Origin of the sequence: Enterobacter roggenkampii, assembly GCF_001729805.1 — a bacterium.
GTDB lineage: Bacteria > Pseudomonadota > Gammaproteobacteria > Enterobacterales > Enterobacteriaceae > Enterobacter > Enterobacter roggenkampii.
This window is the reverse complement of sequence record NZ_CP017184.1, coordinates 2,952,274-2,976,084: the sequence shown is the minus strand read 5'-3', so window position 1 is coordinate 2,976,084 and position 23,811 is coordinate 2,952,274. Positions and strand designations below refer to the sequence as shown.

The window sequence follows — 23,811 nt, the reverse complement described above, 5'->3', positions numbered from 1 at the left end:
GGAGAGCGGGTGTGCGTCCCGACAAATCATTAACCCCTTTTGAAATTCGATTGTATAAACACTACCGCGTGGTGCACGGGTGTCGCATCGCGCTGGCGTTCGTGTTGACGTTTGTCCTGGTCCGCTTGCTGGATGTTCCGGAAGGGACGTGGCCGCTGATCACGCTGGTGGTGGTGATGGGGCCCATCTCGTTTTGGGGCAACGTTGTCCCGCGCGCCTTCGAGCGTATTGGCGGGACCGTGTTAGGTTCGGCCCTGGGGCTAATCGCCCTGAAGCTGGAACTTATCTCGTTTCCGGTCATGCTGATATGGTGCGGTGCCGCCATGTTCCTGTGCGGCTGGCTGGCGTTGGGTAAGCGTCCTTATCAGGCGCTGCTGATTGGTATCACGCTTGCGGTGGTGGTCGGCGCACCCGCCGGGGATATGACCACGGCGCTGTGGCGAAGCGGGGATGTCATTCTGGGTTCACTGCTCGCCATGCTGTTTACCGGCATCTGGCCGCAGCGGGCTTTTCTGCACTGGCGTATCCAGATGGCCAACTATGTCACCGCGTTTAACCGCGTCTATCAGGCCGGTTTTTCCCCTAATCTGGTTGAACGCCCCCGGCTGGAAAAGCATCTGCAAACCATCCTCAACGACGTGGTCAAAATGCGCGGCCTGATCACGCCCGCCAGCAAAGAGACCCATATTCAGAAAGCGATTTTCGAAGCCATCCAGACGGTAAGCCGCAACCTGGTGTGCATGCTTGAACTGCAAATCAACGCGCACTGGGCCTCTCGTCCGAGCCATCTGTTGATGCTTAACGCGCAGACCCTCAAAGAGACCCAGCAGATGACGCAGCAAACGCTGTTGACCATCGCTCATGCGCTCTACGAAGGTAACCCGCAGCCGATACTAGCAAACAGCGAGCGGCTGAATGAGATCGTTGCGGAGCTGAAGCAGTTAATCAATGAGCGGCAGGGCGATAACGTGGCGGAAACGCCCATTCATGGCTATGTCTGGCTGAGTATGGAACTGGCGCGACAGCTTGAGCTGCTATCGCATCTGATTTGTCGGGCGCTGCGCAAATAAAACGCGGATGTGACGCCTGCTGCTTCGATTCAGCAGCAATTGGGGTTATGATAGGTTTAAACGATATACTCATTGTCATTCGCAGCCGCTGTCAGTAAGGTTATTGTTACAACGGTTGCTTTAACGAATCCGAATCTCACATTATCAGGGGTGTAAAAATGGAAACTACCAAGCCTTCGTTCCAGGATGTTCTGGAATTCGTCCGCCTGTTCCGCCGCAAAAACAAGCTGCAGCGTGAAATCCAGGACGTTGAGAAGAAGATCCGTGACAACCAGAAACGTGTTCTGCTGCTCGACAACCTGAGCGACTACATCAAGCCAGGCATGAGTGTTGAAGCTATTCAGGGCATCATCGCCAGCATGAAGAGCGACTATGAAGACCGTGTTGATGATTACATCATCAAAAACGCTGAACTGTCCAAAGAGCGTCGCGACATCTCTAAGAAGCTGAAAGTGATGGGCGAAATCAAAAACGGCGAAGCAAAAAGCGAGTAATCGCAGCGAATCGTGAAAAAGGCTCTCTGGTGACAGAGGGCCTTTTTTTATGACTCAGAACGTGGCTGTAGCTGATAAATCCAGGCTTGAACCTGCTTGCCTTCAGTGGTGGTCACCGTGACCTCAACCCGGTCATAGCCGTCTTCAAACTCATCCAGCATTTGCCAGTGTGCGGAAAGGTTATCAGAGATAAACAGATAGCCTTCGACGCGCGGTCCATCGGAGTGGAGGACAATCCCGGGAAAGTCTGCCGCCGCACCCCAGCCGCGTTCGTAGAACGTACCGGAGACGAAACCGGCCAGCCATTCACCGCCGATGTTTTCAAGGATATGCGCATTAGAATGGCCCGGACGCAGCGTGCCGTAGACAAACAGAGCGTTCATTTTCCCTCATCCGCAAAGCAAAAAGCCTGCTTTAAAAGCAGGCTTTTTAAATTTGGCTCCTCTGACTGGACTCGAACCAGTGACATACGGATTAACAGTCCGCCGTTCTACCGACTGAACTACAGAGGAATCGTTGTGGAGGCTTATCTTAGCGGCGAAAAAACTTTTGTCAAACCTGATCTTAGGGAAAATCGACTGATTGCTGATTCTGTCGTCAGTTTGTTGTAATTCCACACATCTTTTTTCAGGAAAATACTTTGCAGGATTAGCATTTCTCCCCCATCATTTGAAATGGAGTTTCAACTTTTCTCGCTAAGGTCCATTTTGAACGTCACTGCCTCCTTACGCCAGGCGATCGCGCGCACGCCATGGTATGCAAAACGTAAAAGCTATCGGGTTCTCTTCTGGCGTGAAATCACCCCTCTTGCTGTGCCTATCTTCCTGGAAAATACCTGCGTTCTGCTGATGGGGGTACTGAGCACCTTCCTGGTGAGCTGGCTGGGGAAAGAGGCGATGGCGGGGGTCGGGCTGGCGGACAGCTTTAACATGGTGGTGATGTCTTTTTTTGCTGCCATCGATCTCGGGACGACGGTGGTGGTGGCTTTTAGCCTCGGCAAGCTCGATCCCAAACGTGCGCGCGAGGCAGCCCGCCAGTCGCTGATGATCATGACTGTCTTTTCGATTGTTCTGGCGGCGGTGATTCACTATTTCGGTAAAGAGATTATCGACTTTGTCGCCGGGGAAGCCACGAACGAGGTTAAAGACCTGGCGCTGACCTATCTGGAGATGACCGTCATCAGCTATCCGGCGGCGGCTATCGCGTTGATTGGCAGCGGCGCGCTGCGCGGGGCAGGTAACACCAAAATTCCGCTCCTGATCAACGGCGGAATGAATATCCTGAATATCATCATCAGCAGCGTGCTGATCTACGGCGTGTTCTCGTGGGACGGGCTGGGGTTCGTCGGCGCCGGACTGGGGCTAACCATTTCACGCTATATCGGTGCAGCAGCGATTATCGGCGTGCTGATGGCGGGGATCACCCCCTCGCTGCGCCTCACGCTGAAGAGCTATTTCCGCCCCTTTAACTTCGCCATTATCTGGGAAGTGATGGGGATCGGCATTCCCGCCAGTATTGAGTCGGTGCTGTTTAACGGCGGGAAGCTGCTGACGCAGATGTTTGTCGCCGGGATGGGCACCGACGTTATCGCCGGTAACTTCATCGCCTTTTCTATCGCCTCGCTGATTAACCTGCCGGGTAACGCGCTGGGTTCGGCCTCGACTATCATTACCGGGAAACGGCTCGGGAAAGGGCAGATCGGCCAGGCTGAGCGGCAGCTGCGCCACGTTTTCTGGCTGTCGACCATTGGACTGACCGTGATTGCCTGGGGAACCGCGCCGTTTGCCGGGCTGATGGCCTCGTTCTATACCCACGAAGAGGACGTTAAAGAGGTCGTTAAAATCCTCATCTGGCTCAATGCGGCCTTTATGCCCATCTGGGCGGCCTCATGGGTACTGCCAGCCGGGCTGAAGGGCGCGCGTGACGCCCGCTTTGCGATGTGGGTGTCGATGCTCGGCATGTGGGGATGTCGCGTTGTGGCGGGGTATACGCTCGGGGTGATGCTCGGATGGGGCGTAGTCGGCGTCTGGCTGGGTATGTTCCTGGACTGGGCCGTACGGGGCGCGCTGTTCTACTGGCGCATGGTCAGCGGGCGCTGGCTGTGGAAATACCCGCGGAAAAATGCCTGACAATTGCGCGAAGTGGAGAATAAATCGGCAAACGATCGGAAATATGCATTCTGCCTTTGACATCATGGGGGAGCATCGATAATATGCGCCCCGTTCACACGATTCCTCTGTAGTTCAGTCGGTAGAACGGCGGACTGTTAATCCGTATGTCACTGGTTCGAGTCCAGTCAGAGGAGCCAAATTTAAAAAGCCTGCTTTTAAAGCAGGCTTTTTGCTTTTCTGCGTCGGGTAAAAGCCGCACTATCCGTTCACACGAACCGGTGCCGTCGCCTCTTCCAGCCACGAACGCGCATCGCTGTTCACCCGTGGTGACAGCGCCTCACGCACCTGCTGGTGATACGCATCCAGCCACGCTTTTTCCTGTTCGCTCAACAGATCCAGCTCGACCTGGCTTAAATCAATCGGGATCAGCGTCAGCGAGGCAAATTTACAGAATCCCGGACGGCTCTCCACGATCTCCACCTGGTTTTCAATACGAATCCCGTGGCTATCGCCCAGATAGTAGCCAGGTTCAATCGTCATGATATTGCCCGCCACCAGCGGCCACGGGTTGACCTTTTTGGCAATGCGATGCGGGTTCTCATGGATCAGAAGCTGATGCCCCACGCCATGCCCTGTGCCGTGATCGTAATCCAGCCCCATCTCCCACAGCGGACGACGCGCGAAGGCATCCAGCTGATGCCCCTGAGTGCCAGAGGGGAACTGCAGGGTAATAAGCGACAGAAAGCCTCTCAGCACGGCGGTGTAGTGCAGGCGCTGTTGCGGGTCGACCTTACCCCATGCCAGCGTGCGCGTGGCGTCGGTGGTGCCATTAACGTACTGACCGCCGGAATCGTTCAGGTAAAAATGATCATGGCCGATGGGCTTGTTGCTGGCCTCGCTCGAATGATAGTGGCACATCGCCGCATTGCTCGAAGAGGCGGAGATGGTCGCAAAGCTTTGCTCGATAAACCCGGGCTGCTGTTTACGGAACGCGAGCTGCTGCGCCTGCACTTCCAGCTCGGTGAGCGGATTTCCTGCCGCCTCGCGCAGCGGCACTTCGCGGCTCAGCCAGGCCAGGAAGTTGACCCAGGCGGCACCGTCCTGGTGATGGCACGCGCGATACCCAGCCAGCTCGATCGGGTTTTTGGTGGCCTTCATCAGGGTGATGGGATCGGTTCGCCAGACAATCTCTCCCCGTGGTTCAATGGCAAAGCGCAGGGCGACCGGAGCGGAATCTGCATCAACCATCACCCGTTTGCCTGCAGCAATCTGCTGACAGCGTTCGATGAAGGCGTCCTGCGGCGCAATGGTAAACGCATTGCGCACCTCTTCAGGCAGGGCGCCGAGCTTGTTGTCGTTTACAAACCACTCAACGTGGCCGTCACGACTCAGCAGGGCAAATGAGAGCGGTACCGGACTGGTTGGGATATCTGAGCCCCTTACGTTGAGCAGCCATGCAATGTTATCCGGCAGCGTAACGGCCAGATAATCAGCATTGTTCGCGGCCAGCACGGCAGCGACGCGCTGACGTTTGTCCTGGCTGCTTTCACCGCTTACTTCAACCGGCATTTCACGAATAAGCCCCGCCGGTGCGGCAGGGCGATCGGTCCATAAGGCGTCAAACGGCGAAACCTTCAGCGGTACCAGCTTGCACGGCGTGGCGGACAGTTGCTCAAACTCCGTATTGGTCATCAGCAGTGCGTCAAAACCGATGCGCGTGCCTGCCTCCACGTTTTCTGTCAGCCATTCAGCCAGCGGCTCGTTGTGCAGGTGGTGAATTTCAATCTCGTCCAGATTCACCTGAACGCGGGCCTGCACCTGATAGCGCCCGTCGACGAACAGCAGCGCTTTATCCTTCAGTACCAGCGCGACGCCGGCAGAACCGTCAAAGCCCGTCAGCCAGGCCAGCTTTTCGTCACAGGGCGCGCAGTATTCGCTCTGCCACGCATCCGCACGCGGGACGATCATCCCGTCGAGATGGCTGGCCTCAAGCCAGTGGCGCAGGGCAGAGAGCGGAGATGTGCTGGACATGGTTATTCCTTATCGTTATTAGCGGAACGGCGGCTCGTTGAAGGTGCGCAGCTTGCGGGAATGCAGTCTGTCACCTTCCGCCCGAAGCAGGTCGATGGCGCGAATGCCAATTTGCAGATGCTCTGAGATAGCCCCTTCATAGAAACGGTTGGCCTGGCCCGGCAGCTTAATTTCGCCGTGCAGCGGCTTATCGGAGACGCACAGCAGCGTGCCGTACGGGACGCGGAAGCGATAGCCCTGTGCGGCGATGGTGGCGCTCTCCATATCAATGGCCACCGCGCGGCTCAGGTTGAACCGCAGCGCGGAGGCTGAGTAACGCAGCTCCCAGTTGCGGTCATCCGTCGTGACGACCGTACCGGTGCGCAGGCGCTGCTTAACTTCTTCGCCCGGCATGCCGCTGACCTCTTTGGTGGCGTCATACAGCGCACGCTGTACTTCGGCGATGCTCGGGATCGGGATATCCGGCGGCAGCACCGCATCAAGCACATGGTCATCGCGCAGATAGGCGTGGGCGAGCACGTAGTCGCCAATCAGCTGGCTTTCACGCAGGCCGCCGCAGTGACCAATCATCAGCCACACGTCAGGGCGCAGTACCGCCAGATGGTCGCAGATGGTTTTGGCGTTCGAGGGGCCGACGCCAATGTTAATCAACGTAATGCCCTGACCGTCGGCGGTGATCAGGTGCCAGGCCGGCATCTGATGCTTTTTCCATGCCAGATCGGAGATGGCCTGCTCGGGGGCTTCGGTCTCTGCGGTGATCCAGATCCCGCCCGCGCAGGAGAGGGCAATATACGGGCTTTCCGGGTCGAGGATCTGGCTGCAGCCCCAGCGGACAAACTCGTCGACGTAGCGGGTGTAGTTGGTAAAGAGCACGAACGGCTGAAAATGTTCAGCGGGCGTACCGGTGTAGTGGCGCAGTCGCGCCAGGGAGAAATCGACCCGGCGGGCGTCAAAGTGCGACAGAGGAGAAAATTCTGCCGGGTGATAAATCCCGTCGGCGGTCTCATCGCCAATCTGCGACAGTTCCGTCGTCGGGAAGTGGCGGGTCAGCCCCGCGCTCATGGAGCGGTCAAGGGTTAACGCCGAACCGTCAATTACGTACGGATAGGGGATCTCATGCTGCGAGGGCTCAACGGCAATGTGCGCGCCGTAATCCTGGTACAACAGCGTAAGTTGTTCTTCAAGATACGGGCGGAACAGGGCCGGGCGGGTGACGGTGGTGCTGTAGCAGCCGGAGTGGGTAAAACGGGCGTAGGCGCGGGTTTTTGGCGTCGTGCTGGCGCTGCCGTCCCAGGTCACAGAGAGCGATGGATAAACAAAAAGGCCCTCGTTTCTGGCCTTTTGGTCGGGAAGTTTCCCTGTTTCGATATATTCGCTGATGGCGCTGCGCAGCGCATTGACGGACTGTTCATACAGCGCGTCGAGTTTTTCCAGCGCCTGAGCCGGGGTCAGGCTGGAGCCCTTATTATTCATCTCTGTCTCCTTGTTCCACAGGTGTGCGACTCTACCCGATAGTATGTCACACGCCTGTGAAACAAAAGGGCGATCAGGTGTGGCGGGGCTCTTTCATCACCAGGGCCGTCGCAGCAGAGAGCAGGCAACCGGCCAGCAGATAAATCGCCACGCTGTGCCAGTTTCCGCCGGAGAAGGTCACCAGCGCGGCGGCAATAAATGGCGTAAACCCGCCGCCGACCACGCTTGCGACCTGGTAGCCCACGCCCGCGCCGCTGTAGCGGTAGCTGGCGCCGAACAGTTCGGTAAACATCGGCTGCTGGACGCAGACCACCATGTCGTGAGCGACGTTGGCGAGCATGATGGCGAAGAAGACAATCCAGAAGATCGACTGTGCCTCCAGCGCCATAAAGAATGGCCAGGCGCTGAGGGTTCCCACCAGCGCCCCGGTGATATAGACGCGACGGCGGCCAAAGCGGTCCGCCAGCCAGGCGAAGCAGGGGATGGTCAGGCAGCTGATCCCGCCAACCACCAGGCCGATATTCAGGAACAGTTCACGCGGCAGGCCGAGGTTCTGCGTCGAGTAGTTCAGGGCAAACGCGGTGACGATATACATCGTCAGCAGTTCACACAGGCGCAGGGCAATAATTTTCAGAAAAGCGCCAGGATGCCGGACGAGTGCCTCCATGACCGGCAGCCTTTTTTTGACGGCCGGTTTTTCCTGCTGTTTTTCGAACTCTGCCGACTCCTCCATGCCGTTACGGATCCACAGCGCGGCGATGACCAGCACGATGCTGAAGATGAACGGAATGCGCCAGCCCCAGCTCAGGAACTGCTCGTCGGTGGTGAGCTGGCTGATCAAGGAGACCAGCCCGGTAGAAAGGAGCAGACCCACGCCGTATCCGACCTGCACGCCGCTGCTGTAAAACGCTTTCTTATTTTTGGGCGCGCTCTCAACGGATAGCAGCGCCGCGCCGCCCCATTCACCGCCCACGGCGAAGCCCTGAATCGCCCGTAATGTCACCAGCAATACCGGTGCCCACCAGCCAATCGCGGAAAACGACGGGAGAATGCCAATCAGCGCCGTGGCGATCCCCATCATCCAGACGGTAAGCATCAGCATGCGCTTGCGGCCGAGGCGGTCGCCAAAGTGGCCGAAGATCACCCCGCCCAGCGGGCGAAACAGAAAACCGACGCCGAAGGTGGCAAACGCGGCGAGGGTGCCCATCGCGGGGCTGACCTGCGGAAAAAACTCGCGGTTAAACACCAGCGCGGCGGTAATGCCGTAGAGCAGAAAATCATACCAGTCGACGACGGCACCCGCGAAGCTGCCGAGTGCGGCGCGGCGGGCACGATCGAGCGAAGGTGTCTCCTCGTTGGGATGTGTGGAGGTGAGAGTGGAGTCCATAGTTGTCCTGTCTGCACTGATTTTTAATTATTGGTATAAGAAAAGGTCACTCACATAGCGGCCGTCATATAAACGGAACCTATGAGACTACCGCGACAGGGGGCCTGTGCAAACTGATTTTATTTCCTGATGGGTAATGCAAAACGGCTACGCTATGCTTACTAAAGAGCGAAGCGACTGAGGAAGGGAATATGTGTCGTAAAAAGGCGTTGGGCTGTCTTGCTGCGTTACTCATCAGCCAGAGCGTGCAGGCGGTGAGCTATCCTTTACCGCCGGCGGGCAGTCGCCTGGTGGGGAGCTCGCAGGTCATTACCGTGCCGGATCATAATACGTTACCGCTTGAGGCGTTTGCCGCGCAGTACGGGCAGGGGTTGAGCAATATGCTGGAAGCGAACCCGGGCGTGGATCCTTTTTTGCCCAAATCCGGCACCCGGCTGGTCATTCCCCAGCAGCTGATTTTGCCCGACACCGTTCGCGAGGGGATTGTCGTTAACGTGGCGGAAATGCGTCTCTACTATTACCCGCCGGGCAGCAATACCGTTGAAGTGCTGCCCATCGGCATCGGTCAGGCCGGGCGCGAAACCCCGCGTAACTGGGTAACGGCGGTTGAACGTAAGCAGGTGGGACCCACCTGGTCTCCGACGCCCAATACGCGCCGTGCCTATGCGGCAGAGGGAAAAACGCTGCCTGCCTTCGTGCCCGCCGGGCCGGATAACCCGATGGGGCTGTATGCAATCTATATCGGCAGGCTCTATGCCATACACGGCACAAACTCCAATTTCGGTATCGGGCTGCGGGTGAGCCAGGGCTGTATTCGTCTGCGCAATAACGACATCAAATACCTTTTCGATAATGTTTCCGTCGGCACCCGCGTACAGCTTATCGATCGGCCCGTTAAAGTCACCACGGAACCGGACGGCAGCCGCTGGGTGGAGGTTCACGAGCCGTTATCACGTAACCGCGCGGAATTTGAATCGACCCGGAAAGTGCCGCTGCCGATATCGGCCGCGCTGCGGACAGAGTTGATCAACGAGGGTGCAGGTGCTGAGCTGGAACGGCGGTCAGGGATGCCGGTGAAGCTCGGCAATTGAGGACATTTTCGCCGGGTGGCGGCGTTGCCTTACCCGGCCTACGATTCGAGGTTTTTGTCGGTCGGGTAAGGCGCAGCCGCCACCCGAAATTTAACCCAACCCAGAAAAGCAAAAAGCCTGCTTTAAAAGCAGGCTTTTCAAATTTGGCTCCTCTGACTGGACTCGAACCAGTGACATACGGATTAACAGTCCGCCGTTCTACCGACTGAACTACAGAGGAATCGTGTGAACGGGGCGCATATTATCGACCTGCGTTCACCTTGTCAAAGGGTGGATCGCCGCCTTTTGATCGTTTGCTGACAAAATCGGCAAAGTGCTGTTTTTGACAGCGGAATGCACCGCTTTGGTGCGGATATACCTCTAATGGGGCAGATCATAAACTGCTGTTTCGGTAATAAAACCCCCCTCCATGATTAGGTTTCCTTATTTTCAGGCGCTTAGCGCCCAATTCAGACCGCCTGGTAAAAGTGGCATTCATATTGCAAAACCTGTTCAACAACGACAGCCGGTTCCGGCACAGCATTTCGAACAGGGGGCAAAATGAACTTAAGACGACTGAAATACTTCGTAAAAATCGTCGATATCGGCAGCCTGACTCAAGCAGCAGAAGTGCTGCATATCGCGCAGCCTGCGCTGAGCCAGCAGGTGGCTACTCTGGAAGGCGAGATGGATCAGCAGCTGTTGATCCGCACCAAACGCGGCGTCACGCCAACGGAAGCCGGAAAAATTCTCTATACCCATGCACGCACGATTCTGCGCCAGTGCGAGCAGGCGCAGCTGGCGGTGAATAACGTGGGCCAGACCCTGAGCGGACACGTTTCTATTGGCCTGGCGCCGGGAACGGCCGCGTCCTCTATTACCATGCCGCTGCTGCAGGCCGTTCGCGCTGAGCTGCCTGAAGTGCTGGTGTACCTGCACGAAAACAGCGGGTCTGTACTGAATGACAAACTGCTCAACGGCCAGCTGGACATGGCGGTCCTTTACGATCGCTCTCCTGTCGCCGGGATCACCAGCCAGCCGCTGCTGAAAGAAGATCTCTACCTCGTGGGCACCCGCGACTGTCCGGGCCAGAGCGTAGACCTTACCGCCGTGGCAGAGATGAACCTCTATCTGCCGCGCGACTACAGCGCCGTGCGCGTGCGCGTGGACGAAGCGTTCTCCCTGCGCCGCCTGACGGCCAAAATCATCGGCGAAATTGACTCGATCTCCACGCTGACCGCAGCCATTGCCAGCGGCATGGGCGTCACCGTGCTGCCGGAATCCGCCGCGCGTTCGCTGTGCAGCGCGGCAAACGGCTGGATGGCGCGGATCACCACGCCTTCCATGAGCCTGCCGCTGTCGCTGAACATGTCCGCACGCGGTTCGCTGTCGCCGCAGGCGCAGGCGGTAAAAGAGATTTTGATGTCGCTGGTCAGCAAGCCATCGCTTGAGAACCGTGAACTCCAGCTCGTGAGCTGATATTCCATAAAAGCATAAGATGCTGGTTTTTATTATTTGTTCTGCAGCTCGGCTGACTCTAACAATAGAGCTATGTCAGATGCGCCGGAGTGAATCGTGAATTTCCAGCAGCTTAAAATTATCCGTGAGGCGGCCAGGCGGGACTACAACCTGACCGAGGTCGCCAATATGCTTTATACCTCCCAGTCCGGCGTCAGCCGCCATATCCGCGAGCTGGAGGAGGAGCTGGGCATAGAGATCTTTATCCGCCGCGGCAAGCGGCTGCTCGGCATGACGGAGCCGGGTAAAGCATTGCTCACCATCGCTGAGCGGATCCTCAACGAGGCCAGCAACGTGCGTCGCCTGGCGGATCTCTTCACCAATGACGCCTCGGGCGTGCTCACCATTGCCACCACCCACACCCAGGCGCGCTACAGCCTGCCTCCGGTGATTAAGGCGTTCCGCGAACTTTTTCCGGAGGTGCGTCTGGAGCTTATTCAGGGCACGCCGCAGGAAATTGAAGTGCTGTTGCAAAACGGTGGGGCGGATATCGGTATCGCCAGCGAACGCCTGAGCAACGACCCGCTGCTGGTGGCGTTCCCCTGGTTCCGCTGGTATCACAGCTTACTGCTCCCGGTCGATCATCCGCTGAATCAGGTCTCTCCCCTGACGCTGGAAGACGTTGCGAAATGGCCGCTCATTACTTATCGCCAGGGGATCACGGGACGTTCGCGCATAGACGAGGCCTTCAATCGTAAAGGGTTAACGCCCGACATCGTGCTGAGCGCGCAGGACTCTGACGTGATCAAAACCTACGTCGAGCTGGGTCTGGGTATTGGCCTGGTGGCGGAACAGTCCAGCGGAGAACGCGAGGACGGGAACCTGGTGCGTCTTGACACGCGTCATCTGTTTGACGCCAACACCGTATGGCTTGGCCTGAAGCGCGGGCAGCTGCAGCGTAACTATGTGTGGCGCTTTATAGAGCTCTGCAACGCCGGGCTGTCCGTCGATGAGATTAAACGCCAGGTGATGGAGCCGGAAGAAGTGGCGATTGATTATCAGATTTAGGTGCGGGTTTGCCCGGTGGTGCTGTGCTTACCGGGCTCTGCATTTAATTGAACGGATATTTTTTGAAGGCTGACTGCGATTCGAATGATTCGCCAAACGCCTGAATCGTTCTAAAATCCGCTGCGTTAACGATCTGCGGGATCATCGACTGAATAAAAGTCCAGACAACCGTGCTCGTGACGGCAACCTGATCGGGAACGGCGGTGGCGGGACGCCCCTCCAGTAAGGTATTCCATTCCCTGCAGGCCGCCAGCAGCTGGATTGTAATGCGTTCGACCCATGAAACGTGCTGCTTTTCCACCGGGCGCAGGTTGTGTTCATACACATTTTGCACCGCTTTTTCAGCGGCGGCGAGAATAAAGCCCAGCGTCTGAAGATCGTTTGCCTGCGCATCCGGCGCGACGGGCAGGAGTCTCCGCTCGGGGTCGGCCTGAGCCTCAAAATAATTCAGAATCAGCGAGGAATCCATCAGACGTATTCCGTTATCCAGAACCAGCGTCGGGGCTTTTACCGCGGGGTTGATCCGGGAGAATGCGTCGAAGGTGCTAAAGACTGACAGCGGCTGGCTTTCAAACTCAACCCCATAAAGCTCAAGGGAGATCGCCACGCGCCGTACATAAGGTGAATCCATCATGCCAACAAGCTTAATCATCTTTCCCGTTTTCCTGTCTGTGTGAAAGAACGCGTCATTGAAAAGGATGACCCGACATTACAATACAATTTGCATGGCGAATATCTTCAGTATCTTACCGTAAGGGTTAGTATTACTGACATATGGTCAGGTTGCCGCTGTATATCCAGCGCAGATAAGGAAGTACTTTCATGTCGGATTTTCCACCCATTGCCAGTTTGCGAAGCTTTGAAGCCGTCGCCCGTCTTGGCAGCGTGACGCTGGCGGCGAAAGAACTCCACGTTACCCATTCCGCTATCAGCCAGCAGATCAAAACGCTGGAGGAGATGGTGGGCGTAAAGCTGTTTATCCGTCAGGGGCGAGGAGTGCAGATCAACGAAGAAGGGCGGCTCTATGCCTTACAGGTACGCGAAGCGTTGAACCACATCGCGGATGCCACCCGGCTCGTGCAGGTGAAGCCGAGAAAGCAGGAGTTGACGCTGGCGATGGTGCCGTCATTTGGATGCCACTGGTTATTACCGCGTCTGGCTCGTTTTCGGGCGAAGTATCCGCTTATTACCCTGCGGATCCAGGCCAGTCTGACGGTCACCAGCCTGCAGCAGGAAGGGATAGATATCGCGATACGGATGGGGCAGGGAAACTGGGAAGGGTGTGAAAGCCATTACCTTTTTTCCGATGAGCTTATTGTGGTGGCCGCACCGGGCTATAACGGGGGCGTGCTGCCCGCTACGCCAGCGGAGATTGCAAAGAGTCATATTATTTTCTCCATGGAGTCGTGGAAAACGTGGTGCGTGAATGCGGGGCTGGAGAAAGAGATCGTGCCTGGCGGTTTATGTATTAACGACTCCAATATCATTATCGAAGCCGTTCGGCTCGGGAAAGGTATCGCGCTGGAGCGTCGCTCTCTGGTTCAGGATGCCATCACCCGAGGTGAACTGGTCCAGCTAACCTCCATCACTGCGCCATATCCCTGGCCTTACTGGCTGGTGACGGCGCAGCCAAAGGAGGAGAAGCCGGAGGTGGGTTTTTTTGAGGCGTGGCTGGATGAGGAGGTGGCGGCCTGGCGGCGAGCGGTGAGTGCTGTGGAAAGTAACCAACCCTAATGAGCGAATCAGGGGCTGGGAGGGAGTGACTTATTATTGGAATTAGGGACATGCTGCTGCATCAATTCAACGATCCAATCAATAAAAACGCGCAGTCTGGCGTTGACGTGGCGGTTAGGCGGAAATGCCAGGTACAGGGACATTGGCTTAATACGCCAATGTTCGAATAGCCGAATCAAGGAACCGCAAGCCTGATGCGCTTCTGCCATATAGACCGGCAGCGCAATCACGCCTAACCCGGCTAACCCAGCTTCAAGGTAAGCATTGCCATCATCCACGGCAAGGACATAGCTGCCCGTGATGTCAATTTGTTCACTCTCACTGCGCAGTACCAGAGGATCAATCTTACCGGTGCGCGAGGACAAGAACCCTACAATGCGATGGTCGGTGTTTTCCAGCTCTCGCGGGTGCGCAGGGGCGCCGAGGCGTTCCACATAGCTCGGTGCGACGTAAACGCCGATGTGCAAATCGCCGACGTGGCGTGCGATCAGGGACTGGTCGTTGATTTCGCCACCGCGGAGGACGCAATCCACGTTGTCGCCGATCAGATCCACCACCCGGTCGCTCACGCCCATATCGAACTGGATATCCGGGTAGCGTGCATGGAAAGCCGGTAGCGCCGGCACCAGGATGAGGCGGGCCAGCGGACTGGGCACATCAACCCGTAGCCGTCCCCTGGGCGTCATCGTCGCGCTGGACAGGCTGTTTTCAGCATCTTCCATGTCCGCCAGCAGGCGGATGACGCGTTCGTAGTAGACCGCGCCATCGGGGGTCACACCGAGCCTGCGGGTGGTGCGATGGAGCAATTTGACGCGCAGGCGCGCTTCCAGCTGCTGAATGAGCTGCGTCACCGTGGTTTTGCTCATATGAAGCGTTTGGGCAGCCTTTGTGAAACTACCTGCCTCCACCACGCGAGCAAAGGCGCGCATCGCGTCGAAACGATCCATTCCTTATCCTCTCTTTTCACCGATTGTTTGGATATTACAAACAATGATGGACAAAGTCGCTTGTTTATCGGCCCGAACCTGCACCTGTAAAGTGTCTTTATGTTCAACGGGCTGATTTTGCCCTATTGCAAAGGTACAAACATGACAGCACGCGAAGCAGTTTTCCCCTCCGGTCGGCAGGCGCTCTATGAGCGCAATCGCTATTCACCGGCCATCAAATCCAACGGTTTCTTGTTCGTTTCGGGGCAGGTGGGTAGTCGCGAGGATGGTTCGCCTGAACCCGGTCTGAAAGCGCAGGTCAGGCTGGCCTTCGATAATCTTAATGCTGTCCTCGCGGCTGCGGGCTGCACGTTCGCTGACGTGGTTGACGTGACCCTCTTTGTCGTCGATCCCGAGTCAAACCTCGACGCTATCTGGAGTATCCTGCCAGAATATTGGGGGGACGCGCCTTATCCTACCTTGACCGGGATCGGCGTGACGTGGCTGTACGGATTTAAGTTTGAGATTAAGGTGATTGCCAGGCTGGATGCGATTCAGAGTTAACTTCAGAGATGCAATCCCGTAGGTCGGGTAAGGCGAAGCCGCCACCCGACAATTTTACCCGACGCAGAAAAGCAAAAAGCCTGCTTCAAAAGCAGGCTTTTCAAATTTGGCTCCTCTGACTGGACTCGAACCAGTGACATACGGATTAACAGTCCGCCGTTCTACCGACTGAACTACAGAGGAATCGTGTGAACGAGGCGCATAGTAGCGACCTCAGTTCGCCTTGTCAAAGGGTGAAATCGCGCTTTTTGTTCGTTTGCCGACAATTTCAGCAAATCGCTGATTTTATAGCAAATTTGCTTCGAAATTACACAGCAAAATGCGCCACCCGCAGGCGGCGCTCGGGATTAGAACAGAACGGAGTAGTTCAGACCAAACGTCCGTCCACGGCCTTTATAGGTATACAGACCCGGTGCACCGTAGGTTGGGCTATACAGCCCCGGCGCGCGCTGGCCCCAGGCGGTGGTGTAGTCTTTGTCCAGCAGGTTCTCCACGCTGAAGCTGACTTTACCCACCGGCAGGGCGTAGCTGCCCAGGAAGTCGACCGTGTTGTAGCCATCGATCTTCTTGCCGTCGGCGTCAGAGACGTCAAAGGTCTGCGTGCTCTGCATGCGCAGGGTCCAGTCGCCCGGCGCCCAGTTGACCCATGCGCTGGCTTTCGACGGGCTGGCGCTGTCTACCGTCAGCTTCTCCCATTTCCCGTTTTCGCGAGTTTCCGACTTAATGGCGTTAAAGTTCGCGCCCGTGCTCCAGTCGCTGTCGGTGAAGAAATAGTCCACCTGACCTTCTACCCCGTAGATACGACGCTTGTCGTCTTCCAGGTTGATGGTCATGTCCGTCTTGTTGATGGTGATGGTTTTATCCGAGAGCGAGTAATACGCCGCAACCTGGGTGCGCAGGTTATCCCCGGTGTAGCGCCAGCCCAGCTCATAAGCGTTGACCTTGATACCGTCCAGCTTCGAGTCGTTGACGTTGACGCTGTTCAGCAGGCGATAGTGACCGTTGCTGAGCTGATAGGTCCCGGAGCCGTAGTACTTCGCCAGGTCCGGAATTTCGAAGCCCTGGGAAAAGTTAAACCACAGCTGCTGCTGTTCGGTCAGCCGACCGAGGATCCCGGCGTTAAACAGGAAGTTGTTGTAATCGGTTTTCCCGCCCGGCACCGCGTCGGCGGAGGTGGCTTTCCCGGTAGCGATGGCCTGCTGCTGGGTGTAACCGACAAAGTCGTCCACCTTGTTCTCGGTGTACTGGTAGCGCACGCCGCCGCTCAGGGTGATGGCGTCAATGTCATAGCTGGCCTGCAGGAACGGGGCGAGGTTGGTGATGCTATAACCCGGGTAGCGGCCCACGTTGTAGGCGTTATCCAGCTCCATGCCGCCGCTCGCCGCAGCTTTTTTCAGGTTGAAGAACTGCTGGTTGGCATCGAAGGTTTCGTGGTCGGCATCCATACCCCAGGTCAGCGTCAAATCGTCCACCGGCTTGCTGTTCAGCGTCAGCTTGCCGCCGTAGAAATCGGTTTTCTGCTGCGACGCGCCGATGCTGGTGACCACGCCTTTGGTCAGGGTTGGGAACGGATAGTAGGTCAGGCTCTCGTCGCGATAGTAAATCTGCGCGACCAGATCCTGGCCCCAGAAGTCGGTATTGGAGTACTGCAGGTTGATCAGATGGCGCTCGGTACCCGGCACGCGGTCAGAATCGAGGTTACCTTTGTTGTACGCGGTCGCATCCCCCGTGACCGCCGAGAAGTTCTTCCCGAGATACAGACCATGCTTGCCGTCGGACTCGCTCTTGTAGTACTGAGTGGTCAGCTGCAGCTGCTGATGATCGTCAATATTGAGGGTGCCTGTGCCCATCACGTCGATACGGTCAGAATACTGTAAGCCGGTCTGGGTGTTATCAATAATCACCTCGTCGCCGTTGCCGTCATACCAGCCGCCGTAGCGCTGATACGACACCGACAGACGACCGGAGGCGTTATCGTTGCCGCCGCTGACCGCTGCCGATACGTTCTCATCATGGTCGTTGTGGCTGTTGAACCCGCTTTTAGCACCCGTCTGGAACTCGACTTCGGTCTCAGGCTGGCCCTTTTTGGTAACGATGTTCACCAGACCGCCGGTGCTGCCGCCGCCGTAGAGTGACGTGGCGCCGGAGATGACTTCGATACGGTCAATGTTGAACGGATCGATAGAGTCGAGCTGGCGGCTGTCGCTGCGGGACGAGTTCAGGCGCACGCCGTCCACCATCACCATCATGGAGCGGCCGCGCAGGTTCATGCCGTAGTTGGTACGCCCCTGGCTGCTGACGTCCATGCCCGGAATCAGCTGCGCCAGCACTTCTTTAATCTCTTTCCCGCCCTGAACCTGCTGCTCAATTTCAGCCCGCTCAATGACCCAGGTGGTCTGCGCCATCTCCGCCACGCTACGGTGCGCGCGGCTGGCGGAGACAACGATATTTTCTTCCTTTTGTTCTTCCGCCCACGCAGAGGTAGAAAGCATTGCAAGCAGGCAAGGATTTAAAACCCAAAGATGAGAACGTTTCATTGTTATGTTGACCCTGATTGTGTGTGTCAGTACTCGGTGGTTTTTGCTAATGATTTAAAAACCTGGCTGTTCTCCGGGCTGGTGGTGCTTCGCCAGTGGATAACGCCGGGGGTGGTAGCCAGCTCAAACGGCTCGTCGGCGTGCGCGCGATTCAAAATTCGCGCCGCGCGCCAGGCCATCAGGCTGAGCTGGGGTTCGGCAATGCCGAGACGGTGCATCCCGGCATTCACGGCAAACAGGCGGTTACTCTGCGGGCCGTCCCATTCGAGGGTGAAATCGTTGTTGATGCAGAAGGCTTCGTCCGTATCCAGATGCAGGCGGTGAGACAGCGGCGCCAGGAACGCAGGCTGCACGGCGCGATAGCCGGTGGCGAAGATCACAACGTCACTCTCCAGCTGCTCACGGCCGCCGTCGAGATGGTGCTGTATGCTCAGACGCTGTCCGTTTTCCAGGCGCGTCAGGGACGTCACCGAGCGGGACGGCATCAGGTGCGCCCAGGGTTTTTCACGCAGCACTTCAAAGCGGTGGTACATGGCGCGGTAAATCGCCAGCAGGGACTCGGTGGTGATGCCGTCGGAGGTCATCTTCTGCTCGTGCAGCATCTGACGACGCGCCTCTTCACCGAGCGTGGAGAAGCTGTCCACGTACTCCGGCGTGAAATACTCGTTAGCAAAGGCGGCTTCATCCAGCGCGTTGTAGTTGTTGCGGCGCGAGACCCAGTTCAGGCTCAGCGGCTGGCCCCATTCGCCACGGAAAATATTCAGGAACAGGTCGGCACCGCTCTGGCCGCCGCCGACGATGGTAACGCGCTTGCCCGCGAGATCCGGCGTGCGCAGCATCATCTCGCTGGCGTGGAAGCAGCTATCGTCCTGCGTCGTGACGCAGTCCGGCAGGTTAATCTGCTTACCGATCCCCACGCAGACGTGGCGCGCCAGGAAGCGATCGCGCTGGGTCACTACCTCAAACAGGCCGCTTTTCTCATCAAAGCTCACCTGTTGTACCTGCTGGCTGAAGGCGAGGTTGGTGAGGTTGTCCGCCGCCCAGCACAGGTAATCGGCAAACTCCTCCCGTGAAACGGTGCGCTGCTCGGTGGTCAGGAAGCGGTAGAACTTTTTGCGCTGCACCAGGTAGTTCAGGAAGCTGTGGCGGTTGGTCGGCTCCACGGCGCTGACCAGATCCTTCAGGAAGCTGGTCTGCATGTGGCAGTCCGGCACCATCATCCCCGGGTGCCAGGAAAAGTGCGGTTTGCGCTCAAGAAACAGCGAGCTAAAGCCGTCCAGCCCTTCTGCGAGGGCGGCGATGCTAAGGTTAAACGGGCCGATACCAATGCCGATGAAATCATAGGTTTTCATTGCGCGGACTCCCGGGAGGCCAGAAAAAGAGGGTTATCAAGGTCGGTGACGTAGTTCGGCAGCATGCGGCTGCCGCCGTCGTGTTCGGAGAAGGTCAGTTTGACCGGGTTGAGGATCACGCGAATAATCTGCGGCTTAAACAGATCGAATTTCGCAAAGCGCTCGGCAAGCTCGGGGTGCGCGGCCATATAGCGGTGCAGAACGCCGGCGAGGATCTGATAGAAGCGGTTTTCGCTCACGCCGCTTTGCAGGGTCAGGCGCGAAATAAAGCGCAGCACCGTCACGAAGTTGCCGGTTTGCAGGTCGTGGATGATGTAATCCGCGCTCAGGCGCGCCGTCACCGCTTTTACCTGCTCCGGCAGGCTCTGCGCCTGCGGGAAATCCTCGTCCACCAGGCGCATATCGCCCTGGAAATCCTTCAGCAGGATGCGCTGCGGGATAGAGTCTTTCATCACCAGCGTCACGTTCTGGCCGTGGGCAATCAGCGCCACGCCGTAGCGGCAGAGCAGGTGATAGAACGGGATCACCGTTGCCTCAAACAGCTTTTCCAGCCACGCGTCGGCGCTTAGCCCGGAACGGCTGATCCACGCGTCAATCAGCGGGCGTCCGGCGTTGTCGGTTTCCATCAGCGCCGCCAGCAGCACCGCCTGTTCGCCCTCCTGCAGATAGCAGGACGGGTTTTCGCGCCAGATCACCCCCAGCATCTCCTGATAGCGGTAGGGCGCTTTCGGCAGCGCCGCGTAGCCCGGATGCGACAGGTATCCGGCGGCGGGTTCGCCAAGCACCTGTGCGCCAGAGCGGGCAAGCGTGGCGTCGGTGGCAAACTGCTGCTGCAGCCAGCGCGAGGCCAGCGGCCCGGCGGCAATGTATTTGCCCGGAATACCGCGATAGCAGGAGGTGTTGTAGATCGTCAGCGGAAGCTTAATGTCAAACGGCGCACGACGGCTGGCGTTGGTGAGCGTGCGCAGAGACTGCTGCGCCAGGTACTCATCGCCAAACTCGCCCAGCTCAACCATCTCACCGCGCGCCAGCTGCGGCAGGAAATGAATGGCGATCTTCTGCTGCCACTGCCACGGGTGCAGCGGCACCGGCAGCCAGCTCTCGTCGAGGCCCAGCGCCTGCCAGCGGGCGTCAAAGCGGGCGCGCTCGGCGTTGTCCATGGCGCTCGCCAGCAGGGCGCTGATATCGCAATCGGCGTCGCTGCTCCAGACCAGATGCTCTCGCTGAACGGCAACCCAGTGCAGACGAAAACGTCCGCGGTACTCCGGTGCGTACTGGCGCAGCGCGTCCAGCCCCCAGCCGCGGCGACCTTTGTTGAAAATAAACTTCGGGTGACCGCGCATCAGGCACTGTAATTCGTCCGGATCGAGGTGGATCAGCGCGTCCGCATCCAGCGCGTCACGCGCCTGCAGCAGCTGCATGTCGCCGCGCAGCGTGGCGTAGAGGTCCTCCATGTGCTCTGCCGTTTGCGCGTCGCTCATCTCCAGCACCGTCGCCAGCTGCAGCAGCGCGCTTTCCGCTTCGACGGCATCGCCGCTGGCGGTGGTCAGGCTGTCCGGGTCGATATGCAACCAGCCCCAGATCCCGCGCGTGGCGCAAAACTGCCAGGACTCGTTGCCCATGGTGATGCGCCAGGCGTCCGACGAAAGCGGCTCGGCACGCAGGGTGCGCTCGTATTCCAGCTCGGCGAGGATCTTCGCCACCATCTCGCGGTTCACTTTTTCCCAGAGCGCGTTCACAGGCCCACCTCGCTGAAGAACCGGTGACGCTGGCTCATAATGAGGCGCGAGCGTTTATGCGGGAAGTCGAACTCTTTCACCGTGTCAAAACCGGCAGAGGAAAGGTGACGGAACAGGCGCTGGTTGTCGAAGCGCGGCTCGGCCACGATGCGCGCGGTGCGCGGTTCATCGAGATACAGGTAGTGGCTCAGACCGCGCAGCCAGCTGCGGATGTACTGCGCGCCGCGCCAGTTCTCTTCCCCCACCAGCATGTGCAGCCCGCGGTCAAACGGCTGCCAGCGGTAGTGGCGGCCAATGCGGTCTTCCGGTGCCCAGTAGAGTTCAAAATAGCCAAACGGTTGATCGTCGAAGCAGCCAATAACCGGGTAGCAGTAGGTCGAGTCGAGCTGACGGCGCAGGTAGTTTTCCTGCTCGGCCTGCGGGCCCGCCATCTCCCAGAAGGCGTTCACGCGCGGGTTATTCATCCAGCGGGTAAAACGCTCGCCGTCCAGCGCCACGTCGGCCACGCGGAAGCTGAGGGTACGCTTAATTTGCGGATCGTAACGGCGATACACCTCACCCTGCGGGCGGCGAGGGCGCAGCGGGAAGTACAGTTGACGGCTCTCGTCAAACTGCATTCCGCCGCTCGCCTGCGGGCGTTCGCCCTTCAGCCACAGCGGCAGCTGCCAGAAGGCGTCGCGCGCCAGATAATCACCGTGGGCCAGGCCAAACAGCGCCTGCGCCTGGGGTTCATCCTGCCAGTCCGCCCACGGCAACGTAATGCCGGTCAGCGCGGGGGCGGCCACAAACAGCTGATCCAGGGCTTCCACCAGCCAGCCGTCCGGGATCCCCTTCAGACGCTCCAGCACCGCGCTGCCGTCGAGACCCAACGCCAGCGGCAGGGCGCGATCCGTTGCGGTGCAGTGAAAGCCGTAGCCGGAATGGACTATATTCGCGATAGCCATCACGCCTTCTCCTTGTAGAACGGGTTGCTAAAGTCGAAATAGATCACCGCCGGATCGGCGATGGTGTTTTCATTGCGATCGTGCAGGTAGCAGAGGAAGTTGCCTTTGCAGTTCCAGGTCGGGCTGTCGAGCACGTAGTCGAGGCAGCGGGTCTGCTTCGCCGTGCGGCGCAGTTCTGCCAGCGCGTCGCGCACCCGGGACATCAGGCTCTCTTCGCTGTCGAAACCGGCGGCGGCGAGGGCGGCGGTGACGGCAAGGGTAGAGTTCAGCAGCAGGTAGTAAGGGAAGTAGCGCAGCAGCTGGCTCTCGCCGAAGCGGTTTTCCACCTCAGTTTCGCCAGCTTCTTTCAGCCACGTGTCAGCGCTTTCGGTCCACGCGCTGCCCTGGCAGTCGCGGTAGATCAGCCCGACCGGGAAATCCTGCTGCATCTCAACGAGGATATTTTGCTGGTGCGCCAGCAGGACCAGACCGTAGTCCGCCTCGGCGCTGAACAGCGGAAGTAACACGCGGTCGCAGTAGGCGTCCAGCCAGCAGCGGGCGGCCTGGGCGAGCGGGAGATCCAGACGCTGGCTCAGACGGCGCACCGCCGCGGCGAGCAGGCTGTCACCGCCGTCCGGCGCGGCCTGCGTCAGGCTCACCAGCACGTTGGTCTGGGTGTCTGGCGTATCGAACAACAGATTGACGCGCAGGGCCATGAGGCTCTCTTCCTGAATAGTGCCGCTTTCGTCACGCAGTCCCGCCCAGCCGTCTTCCTGCATCACGCGCATGGTCGGGTAGCGTGCCTGTAGTTCCTGCCAGCGTTCCGTTTTTGCCAGACGCGCCAGGCGCATGCCGCGCTTTACCTCTTTCACCGACAGCGTGCGCACGGAGTTGGTCAGGCGCACGCTGAGGGAGAACTTAATCATGTCGCTGTTGGTCTCGCTGTACAGCGAGCGGGAGGAGCTGGTGGGCAGCCACTGTGCGCCCGCTTCACCCAGGTCCTGCAACGAACCGTTTTCCACCAGACGCTGGCACCAGTCCTGCTCCAGCAGATAGTCGGCCTGCCACGGGTGCATCGGCAGCAGCCAGCGGGTGTCGGTAAAGTGGCCGAGCAGTTCGGGCGCGCTCTGGGCCGCAAAGCGCAGCAGACGCTCACGCAGGGAGACGTTCAGGCTGTCGCCGGCAACGAGCGTGCTTTCAACGGCAAACCAGCGCAGCGGGAAGCGGGAGGCGAAATCGGGCAAATAGCGGCGCGCCTCGGCTTCGTTGAACGGCTCGTGGGACTTCGGTGCCGGGTGAAACGCATGGCCGACCAGCAGCGCCTGTTCCGCTTCGGAAAACGTCAGCGGCTTATCGCGCAGGGTTGCCCAACTGTGGCGTAAATCAATCGCCTGCCAGGTGTGGGCATGGCTTTCGAGAACGCGCTGCTTAAAACGCGCCAGCGTATCGGCATCCAGCGAGCCTTTTACGGACGGTTTTTCAAGAATTAAATCAACCAGTTGAGGGAAAGTGACGGCGTCACCCCTGTCGCTGTTGCTCTGAATCAGCGTTGCCGGGAAACGGTACTGATGATGCTGGGTGGGTGAGAAATAGCGTACCGGCACCCGAAGCGCCTGGGTTTGGGAAAGCGGGATATGGATCTCAGATAGCGCATCCGCATCGGTAGCGGGGAGATAGCGCCAGTCCTTCGTTTCACGCAACAGGGCGTTTAAAAAGCACTGGGCTGCAACGTCTGTACCGGCGGCGCGGAGCAGAGCACGCATAGATGTACCTCATTCCATGATTGATAATAATTCTCGTTATGATATTCATTCTGTTTACACTCGCAACCATTTTTGCAATATTTGTTTTCATAAACTTCATAATTTCCACAC

Annotated in this window: 19 protein-coding genes and 4 tRNA genes; 9 read left to right on the top strand and 14 right to left on the bottom strand. The window is 58.2% G+C overall.

What is annotated here, in order from left to right:
* Window positions 1-11 precede the first annotated feature (11 nt).
* Both BFV67_RS14030 and BFV67_RS14025 read left to right on the top strand, forming a co-directional pair.
* Entirely contained in the window at window positions 12-1,070 is a 1,059-nt protein-coding gene (locus BFV67_RS14030) for an FUSC family protein (RefSeq protein ID WP_045354318.1), read from the top strand.
* A 158-nt stretch (window positions 1,071-1,228) separates the two neighbouring features.
* The gene (locus BFV67_RS14025; RefSeq protein ID WP_008499467.1) at window positions 1,229-1,564 is read left to right on the top strand and encodes a DUF496 family protein; all 336 of its coding nucleotides are present in this window, start codon (window positions 1,229-1,231) and stop codon (window positions 1,562-1,564) included.
* Window positions 1,565-1,611: 47 nt separating this feature from the next.
* Here BFV67_RS14025 and BFV67_RS14020 read toward each other — a convergent pair whose 3' ends face one another.
* Together BFV67_RS14020 and BFV67_RS14015 are read right to left on the bottom strand one after the other, a co-directional pair.
* The gene (locus BFV67_RS14020) at window positions 1,612-1,947 is read right to left on the bottom strand and encodes a gamma-glutamylcyclotransferase family protein (RefSeq protein WP_025913311.1); all 336 of its coding nucleotides are present in this window, start codon (window positions 1,945-1,947) and stop codon (window positions 1,612-1,614) included.
* A gap of 53 nt (window positions 1,948-2,000) precedes the next feature.
* Window positions 2,001-2,076 (bottom strand) — tRNA-Asn (locus BFV67_RS14015).
* Window positions 2,077-2,238: 162 nt separating this feature from the next.
* Between BFV67_RS14015 and emmdR the strand changes: the two genes are divergently transcribed.
* Together emmdR and BFV67_RS14005 are read left to right on the top strand one after the other, a co-directional pair.
* Window positions 2,239-3,693, top strand: a complete 1,455-nt coding sequence (emmdR, locus tag BFV67_RS14010) for a multidrug efflux MATE transporter EmmdR (RefSeq protein WP_021241423.1) — start codon at window positions 2,239-2,241, stop codon at window positions 3,691-3,693.
* 103 nt (window positions 3,694-3,796) lie between these two features.
* Window positions 3,797-3,872 (top strand) — tRNA-Asn (locus tag BFV67_RS14005).
* A gap of 61 nt (window positions 3,873-3,933) precedes the next feature.
* Here the strand turns inward: BFV67_RS14005 and BFV67_RS14000 are convergent.
* From BFV67_RS14000 to shiA, 3 genes are all read right to left on the bottom strand, one after another.
* The gene (locus BFV67_RS14000; protein WP_069598516.1) at window positions 3,934-5,706 is read right to left on the bottom strand and encodes an aminopeptidase P family protein; all 1,773 of its coding nucleotides are present in this window, start codon (window positions 5,704-5,706) and stop codon (window positions 3,934-3,936) included.
* Window positions 5,707-5,724: 18 nt separating this feature from the next.
* Window positions 5,725-7,179: an AMP nucleosidase gene (locus BFV67_RS13995; RefSeq protein WP_023617725.1), complete on the bottom strand. Its 1,455-nt coding sequence runs from the start codon at window positions 7,177-7,179 to the stop codon at window positions 5,725-5,727.
* A 73-nt stretch (window positions 7,180-7,252) separates the two neighbouring features.
* Complete coding sequence (gene shiA / locus BFV67_RS13990; protein WP_069598515.1) at window positions 7,253-8,566, bottom strand: shikimate transporter; 1,314 nt, start codon at window positions 8,564-8,566, stop codon at window positions 7,253-7,255.
* A gap of 191 nt (window positions 8,567-8,757) precedes the next feature.
* Here shiA and ldtA point away from each other — a divergent pair, with 191 nt between their 5' ends.
* Window positions 8,758-9,657 (top strand): L,D-transpeptidase, encoded by a 900-nt coding sequence (gene ldtA, locus BFV67_RS13985; RefSeq protein ID WP_021241419.1) that lies wholly within the window; start codon window positions 8,758-8,760, stop codon window positions 9,655-9,657.
* 144 nt (window positions 9,658-9,801) lie between these two features.
* Here the strand turns inward: ldtA and BFV67_RS13980 are convergent.
* Window positions 9,802-9,877: transfer RNA gene (locus tag BFV67_RS13980), tRNA-Asn, on the bottom strand.
* A gap of 320 nt (window positions 9,878-10,197) precedes the next feature.
* On the opposite strand from BFV67_RS13980, the gene nac reads away from it, so the two are divergent.
* Together nac and cbl are read left to right on the top strand one after the other, a co-directional pair.
* Window positions 10,198-11,115 (top strand): nitrogen assimilation transcriptional regulator NAC, encoded by a 918-nt coding sequence (nac, locus tag BFV67_RS13975; RefSeq protein WP_008499475.1) that lies wholly within the window; start codon window positions 10,198-10,200, stop codon window positions 11,113-11,115.
* Window positions 11,116-11,211: 96 nt separating this feature from the next.
* Window positions 11,212-12,162 (top strand): HTH-type transcriptional regulator Cbl, encoded by a 951-nt coding sequence (gene cbl / locus BFV67_RS13970; RefSeq protein WP_008499476.1) that lies wholly within the window; start codon window positions 11,212-11,214, stop codon window positions 12,160-12,162.
* A gap of 43 nt (window positions 12,163-12,205) precedes the next feature.
* Here cbl and BFV67_RS13965 read toward each other — a convergent pair whose 3' ends face one another.
* Window positions 12,206-12,814, bottom strand: coding sequence for a glutathione S-transferase family protein (locus tag BFV67_RS13965; protein WP_055322009.1), 609 nt, complete (start codon window positions 12,812-12,814; stop codon window positions 12,206-12,208).
* 170 nt (window positions 12,815-12,984) lie between these two features.
* Here BFV67_RS13965 and gcvA point away from each other — a divergent pair, with 170 nt between their 5' ends.
* Window positions 12,985-13,896 (top strand): transcriptional regulator GcvA, encoded by a 912-nt coding sequence (gene gcvA, locus BFV67_RS13960; RefSeq protein WP_069598514.1) that lies wholly within the window; start codon window positions 12,985-12,987, stop codon window positions 13,894-13,896.
* 8 nt (window positions 13,897-13,904) lie between these two features.
* Here gcvA and BFV67_RS13955 read toward each other — a convergent pair whose 3' ends face one another.
* Window positions 13,905-14,843, bottom strand: coding sequence for a LysR family transcriptional regulator (locus BFV67_RS13955; protein WP_069598513.1), 939 nt, complete (start codon window positions 14,841-14,843; stop codon window positions 13,905-13,907).
* A gap of 141 nt (window positions 14,844-14,984) precedes the next feature.
* On the opposite strand from BFV67_RS13955, the gene BFV67_RS13950 reads away from it, so the two are divergent.
* Entirely contained in the window at window positions 14,985-15,386 is a 402-nt protein-coding gene (locus BFV67_RS13950) for a RidA family protein (protein ID WP_069598512.1), read from the top strand.
* Between the two features lie 107 nt (window positions 15,387-15,493).
* Here BFV67_RS13950 and BFV67_RS13945 read toward each other — a convergent pair.
* The 6 genes from BFV67_RS13945 to BFV67_RS13920 all read right to left on the bottom strand — a co-directional run bounded on the left by BFV67_RS13945 (window position 15,494) and on the right by BFV67_RS13920 (window position 23,700).
* Window positions 15,494-15,569 (bottom strand) — tRNA-Asn (locus tag BFV67_RS13945).
* A gap of 164 nt (window positions 15,570-15,733) precedes the next feature.
* Window positions 15,734-17,923, bottom strand: coding sequence for a TonB-dependent siderophore receptor (locus BFV67_RS13940; protein ID WP_069598511.1), 2,190 nt, complete (start codon window positions 17,921-17,923; stop codon window positions 15,734-15,736).
* A 26-nt stretch (window positions 17,924-17,949) separates the two neighbouring features.
* On the bottom strand, window positions 17,950-19,275 hold the full coding sequence (locus BFV67_RS13935; RefSeq protein WP_069598510.1) for a lysine N(6)-hydroxylase/L-ornithine N(5)-oxygenase family protein: 1,326 nt from the start codon (window positions 19,273-19,275) through the stop codon (window positions 17,950-17,952).
* The gene (gene iucC, locus BFV67_RS13930) at window positions 19,272-21,014 is read right to left on the bottom strand and encodes an IucA/IucC family protein (RefSeq protein ID WP_069598509.1); all 1,743 of its coding nucleotides are present in this window, start codon (window positions 21,012-21,014) and stop codon (window positions 19,272-19,274) included. Before iucC ends, BFV67_RS13935 begins: the two co-directional genes overlap by 4 nt.
* Window positions 21,011-21,958, bottom strand: a complete 948-nt coding sequence (locus BFV67_RS13925) for a GNAT family N-acetyltransferase (protein WP_039266691.1) — start codon at window positions 21,956-21,958, stop codon at window positions 21,011-21,013. Before BFV67_RS13925 ends, iucC begins: the two co-directional genes overlap by 4 nt.
* Complete coding sequence (locus tag BFV67_RS13920; protein WP_069598508.1) at window positions 21,958-23,700, bottom strand: IucA/IucC family protein; 1,743 nt, start codon at window positions 23,698-23,700, stop codon at window positions 21,958-21,960. The genes BFV67_RS13925 and BFV67_RS13920 overlap by 1 nt, the downstream gene beginning before the upstream one ends.
* Window positions 23,701-23,811 lie beyond the last annotated feature (111 nt).

Coding starts and splice junctions, on each gene's coding strand:
- BFV67_RS13925 (WP_039266691.1), bottom strand. CDS start 21,958: ATGGCTATCGCGAATATAGTCCATTCCGGCTACGGCTTTCACTGCACC.
- shiA (WP_069598515.1), bottom strand. CDS start 8,566: ATGGACTCCACTCTCACCTCCACACATCCCAACGAGGAGACACCTTCG.
- ldtA (WP_021241419.1), top strand. CDS start 8,758: ATGTGTCGTAAAAAGGCGTTGGGCTGTCTTGCTGCGTTACTCATCAGC.
- nac (WP_008499475.1), top strand. CDS start 10,198: ATGAACTTAAGACGACTGAAATACTTCGTAAAAATCGTCGATATCGGC.
- BFV67_RS14025 (WP_008499467.1), top strand. CDS start 1,229: ATGGAAACTACCAAGCCTTCGTTCCAGGATGTTCTGGAATTCGTCCGC.
- BFV67_RS13955 (WP_069598513.1), bottom strand. CDS start 14,843: ATGGATCGTTTCGACGCGATGCGCGCCTTTGCTCGCGTGGTGGAGGCA.
- emmdR (WP_021241423.1), top strand. CDS start 2,239: ATGGAGTTTCAACTTTTCTCGCTAAGGTCCATTTTGAACGTCACTGCC.
- BFV67_RS14020 (WP_025913311.1), bottom strand. CDS start 1,947: ATGAACGCTCTGTTTGTCTACGGCACGCTGCGTCCGGGCCATTCTAAT.
- BFV67_RS13965 (WP_055322009.1), bottom strand. CDS start 12,814: ATGATTAAGCTTGTTGGCATGATGGATTCACCTTATGTACGGCGCGTG.
- BFV67_RS13935 (WP_069598510.1), bottom strand. CDS start 19,275: ATGAAAACCTATGATTTCATCGGCATTGGTATCGGCCCGTTTAACCTT.
- BFV67_RS13940 (WP_069598511.1), bottom strand. CDS start 17,923: ATGAAACGTTCTCATCTTTGGGTTTTAAATCCTTGCCTGCTTGCAATG.
- BFV67_RS14000 (WP_069598516.1), bottom strand. CDS start 5,706: ATGTCCAGCACATCTCCGCTCTCTGCCCTGCGCCACTGGCTTGAGGCC.
- BFV67_RS13920 (WP_069598508.1), bottom strand. CDS start 23,700: ATGCGTGCTCTGCTCCGCGCCGCCGGTACAGACGTTGCAGCCCAGTGC.
- gcvA (WP_069598514.1), top strand. CDS start 12,985: ATGTCGGATTTTCCACCCATTGCCAGTTTGCGAAGCTTTGAAGCCGTC.
- BFV67_RS13995 (WP_023617725.1), bottom strand. CDS start 7,179: ATGAATAATAAGGGCTCCAGCCTGACCCCGGCTCAGGCGCTGGAAAAA.
- BFV67_RS13950 (WP_069598512.1), top strand. CDS start 14,985: ATGACAGCACGCGAAGCAGTTTTCCCCTCCGGTCGGCAGGCGCTCTAT.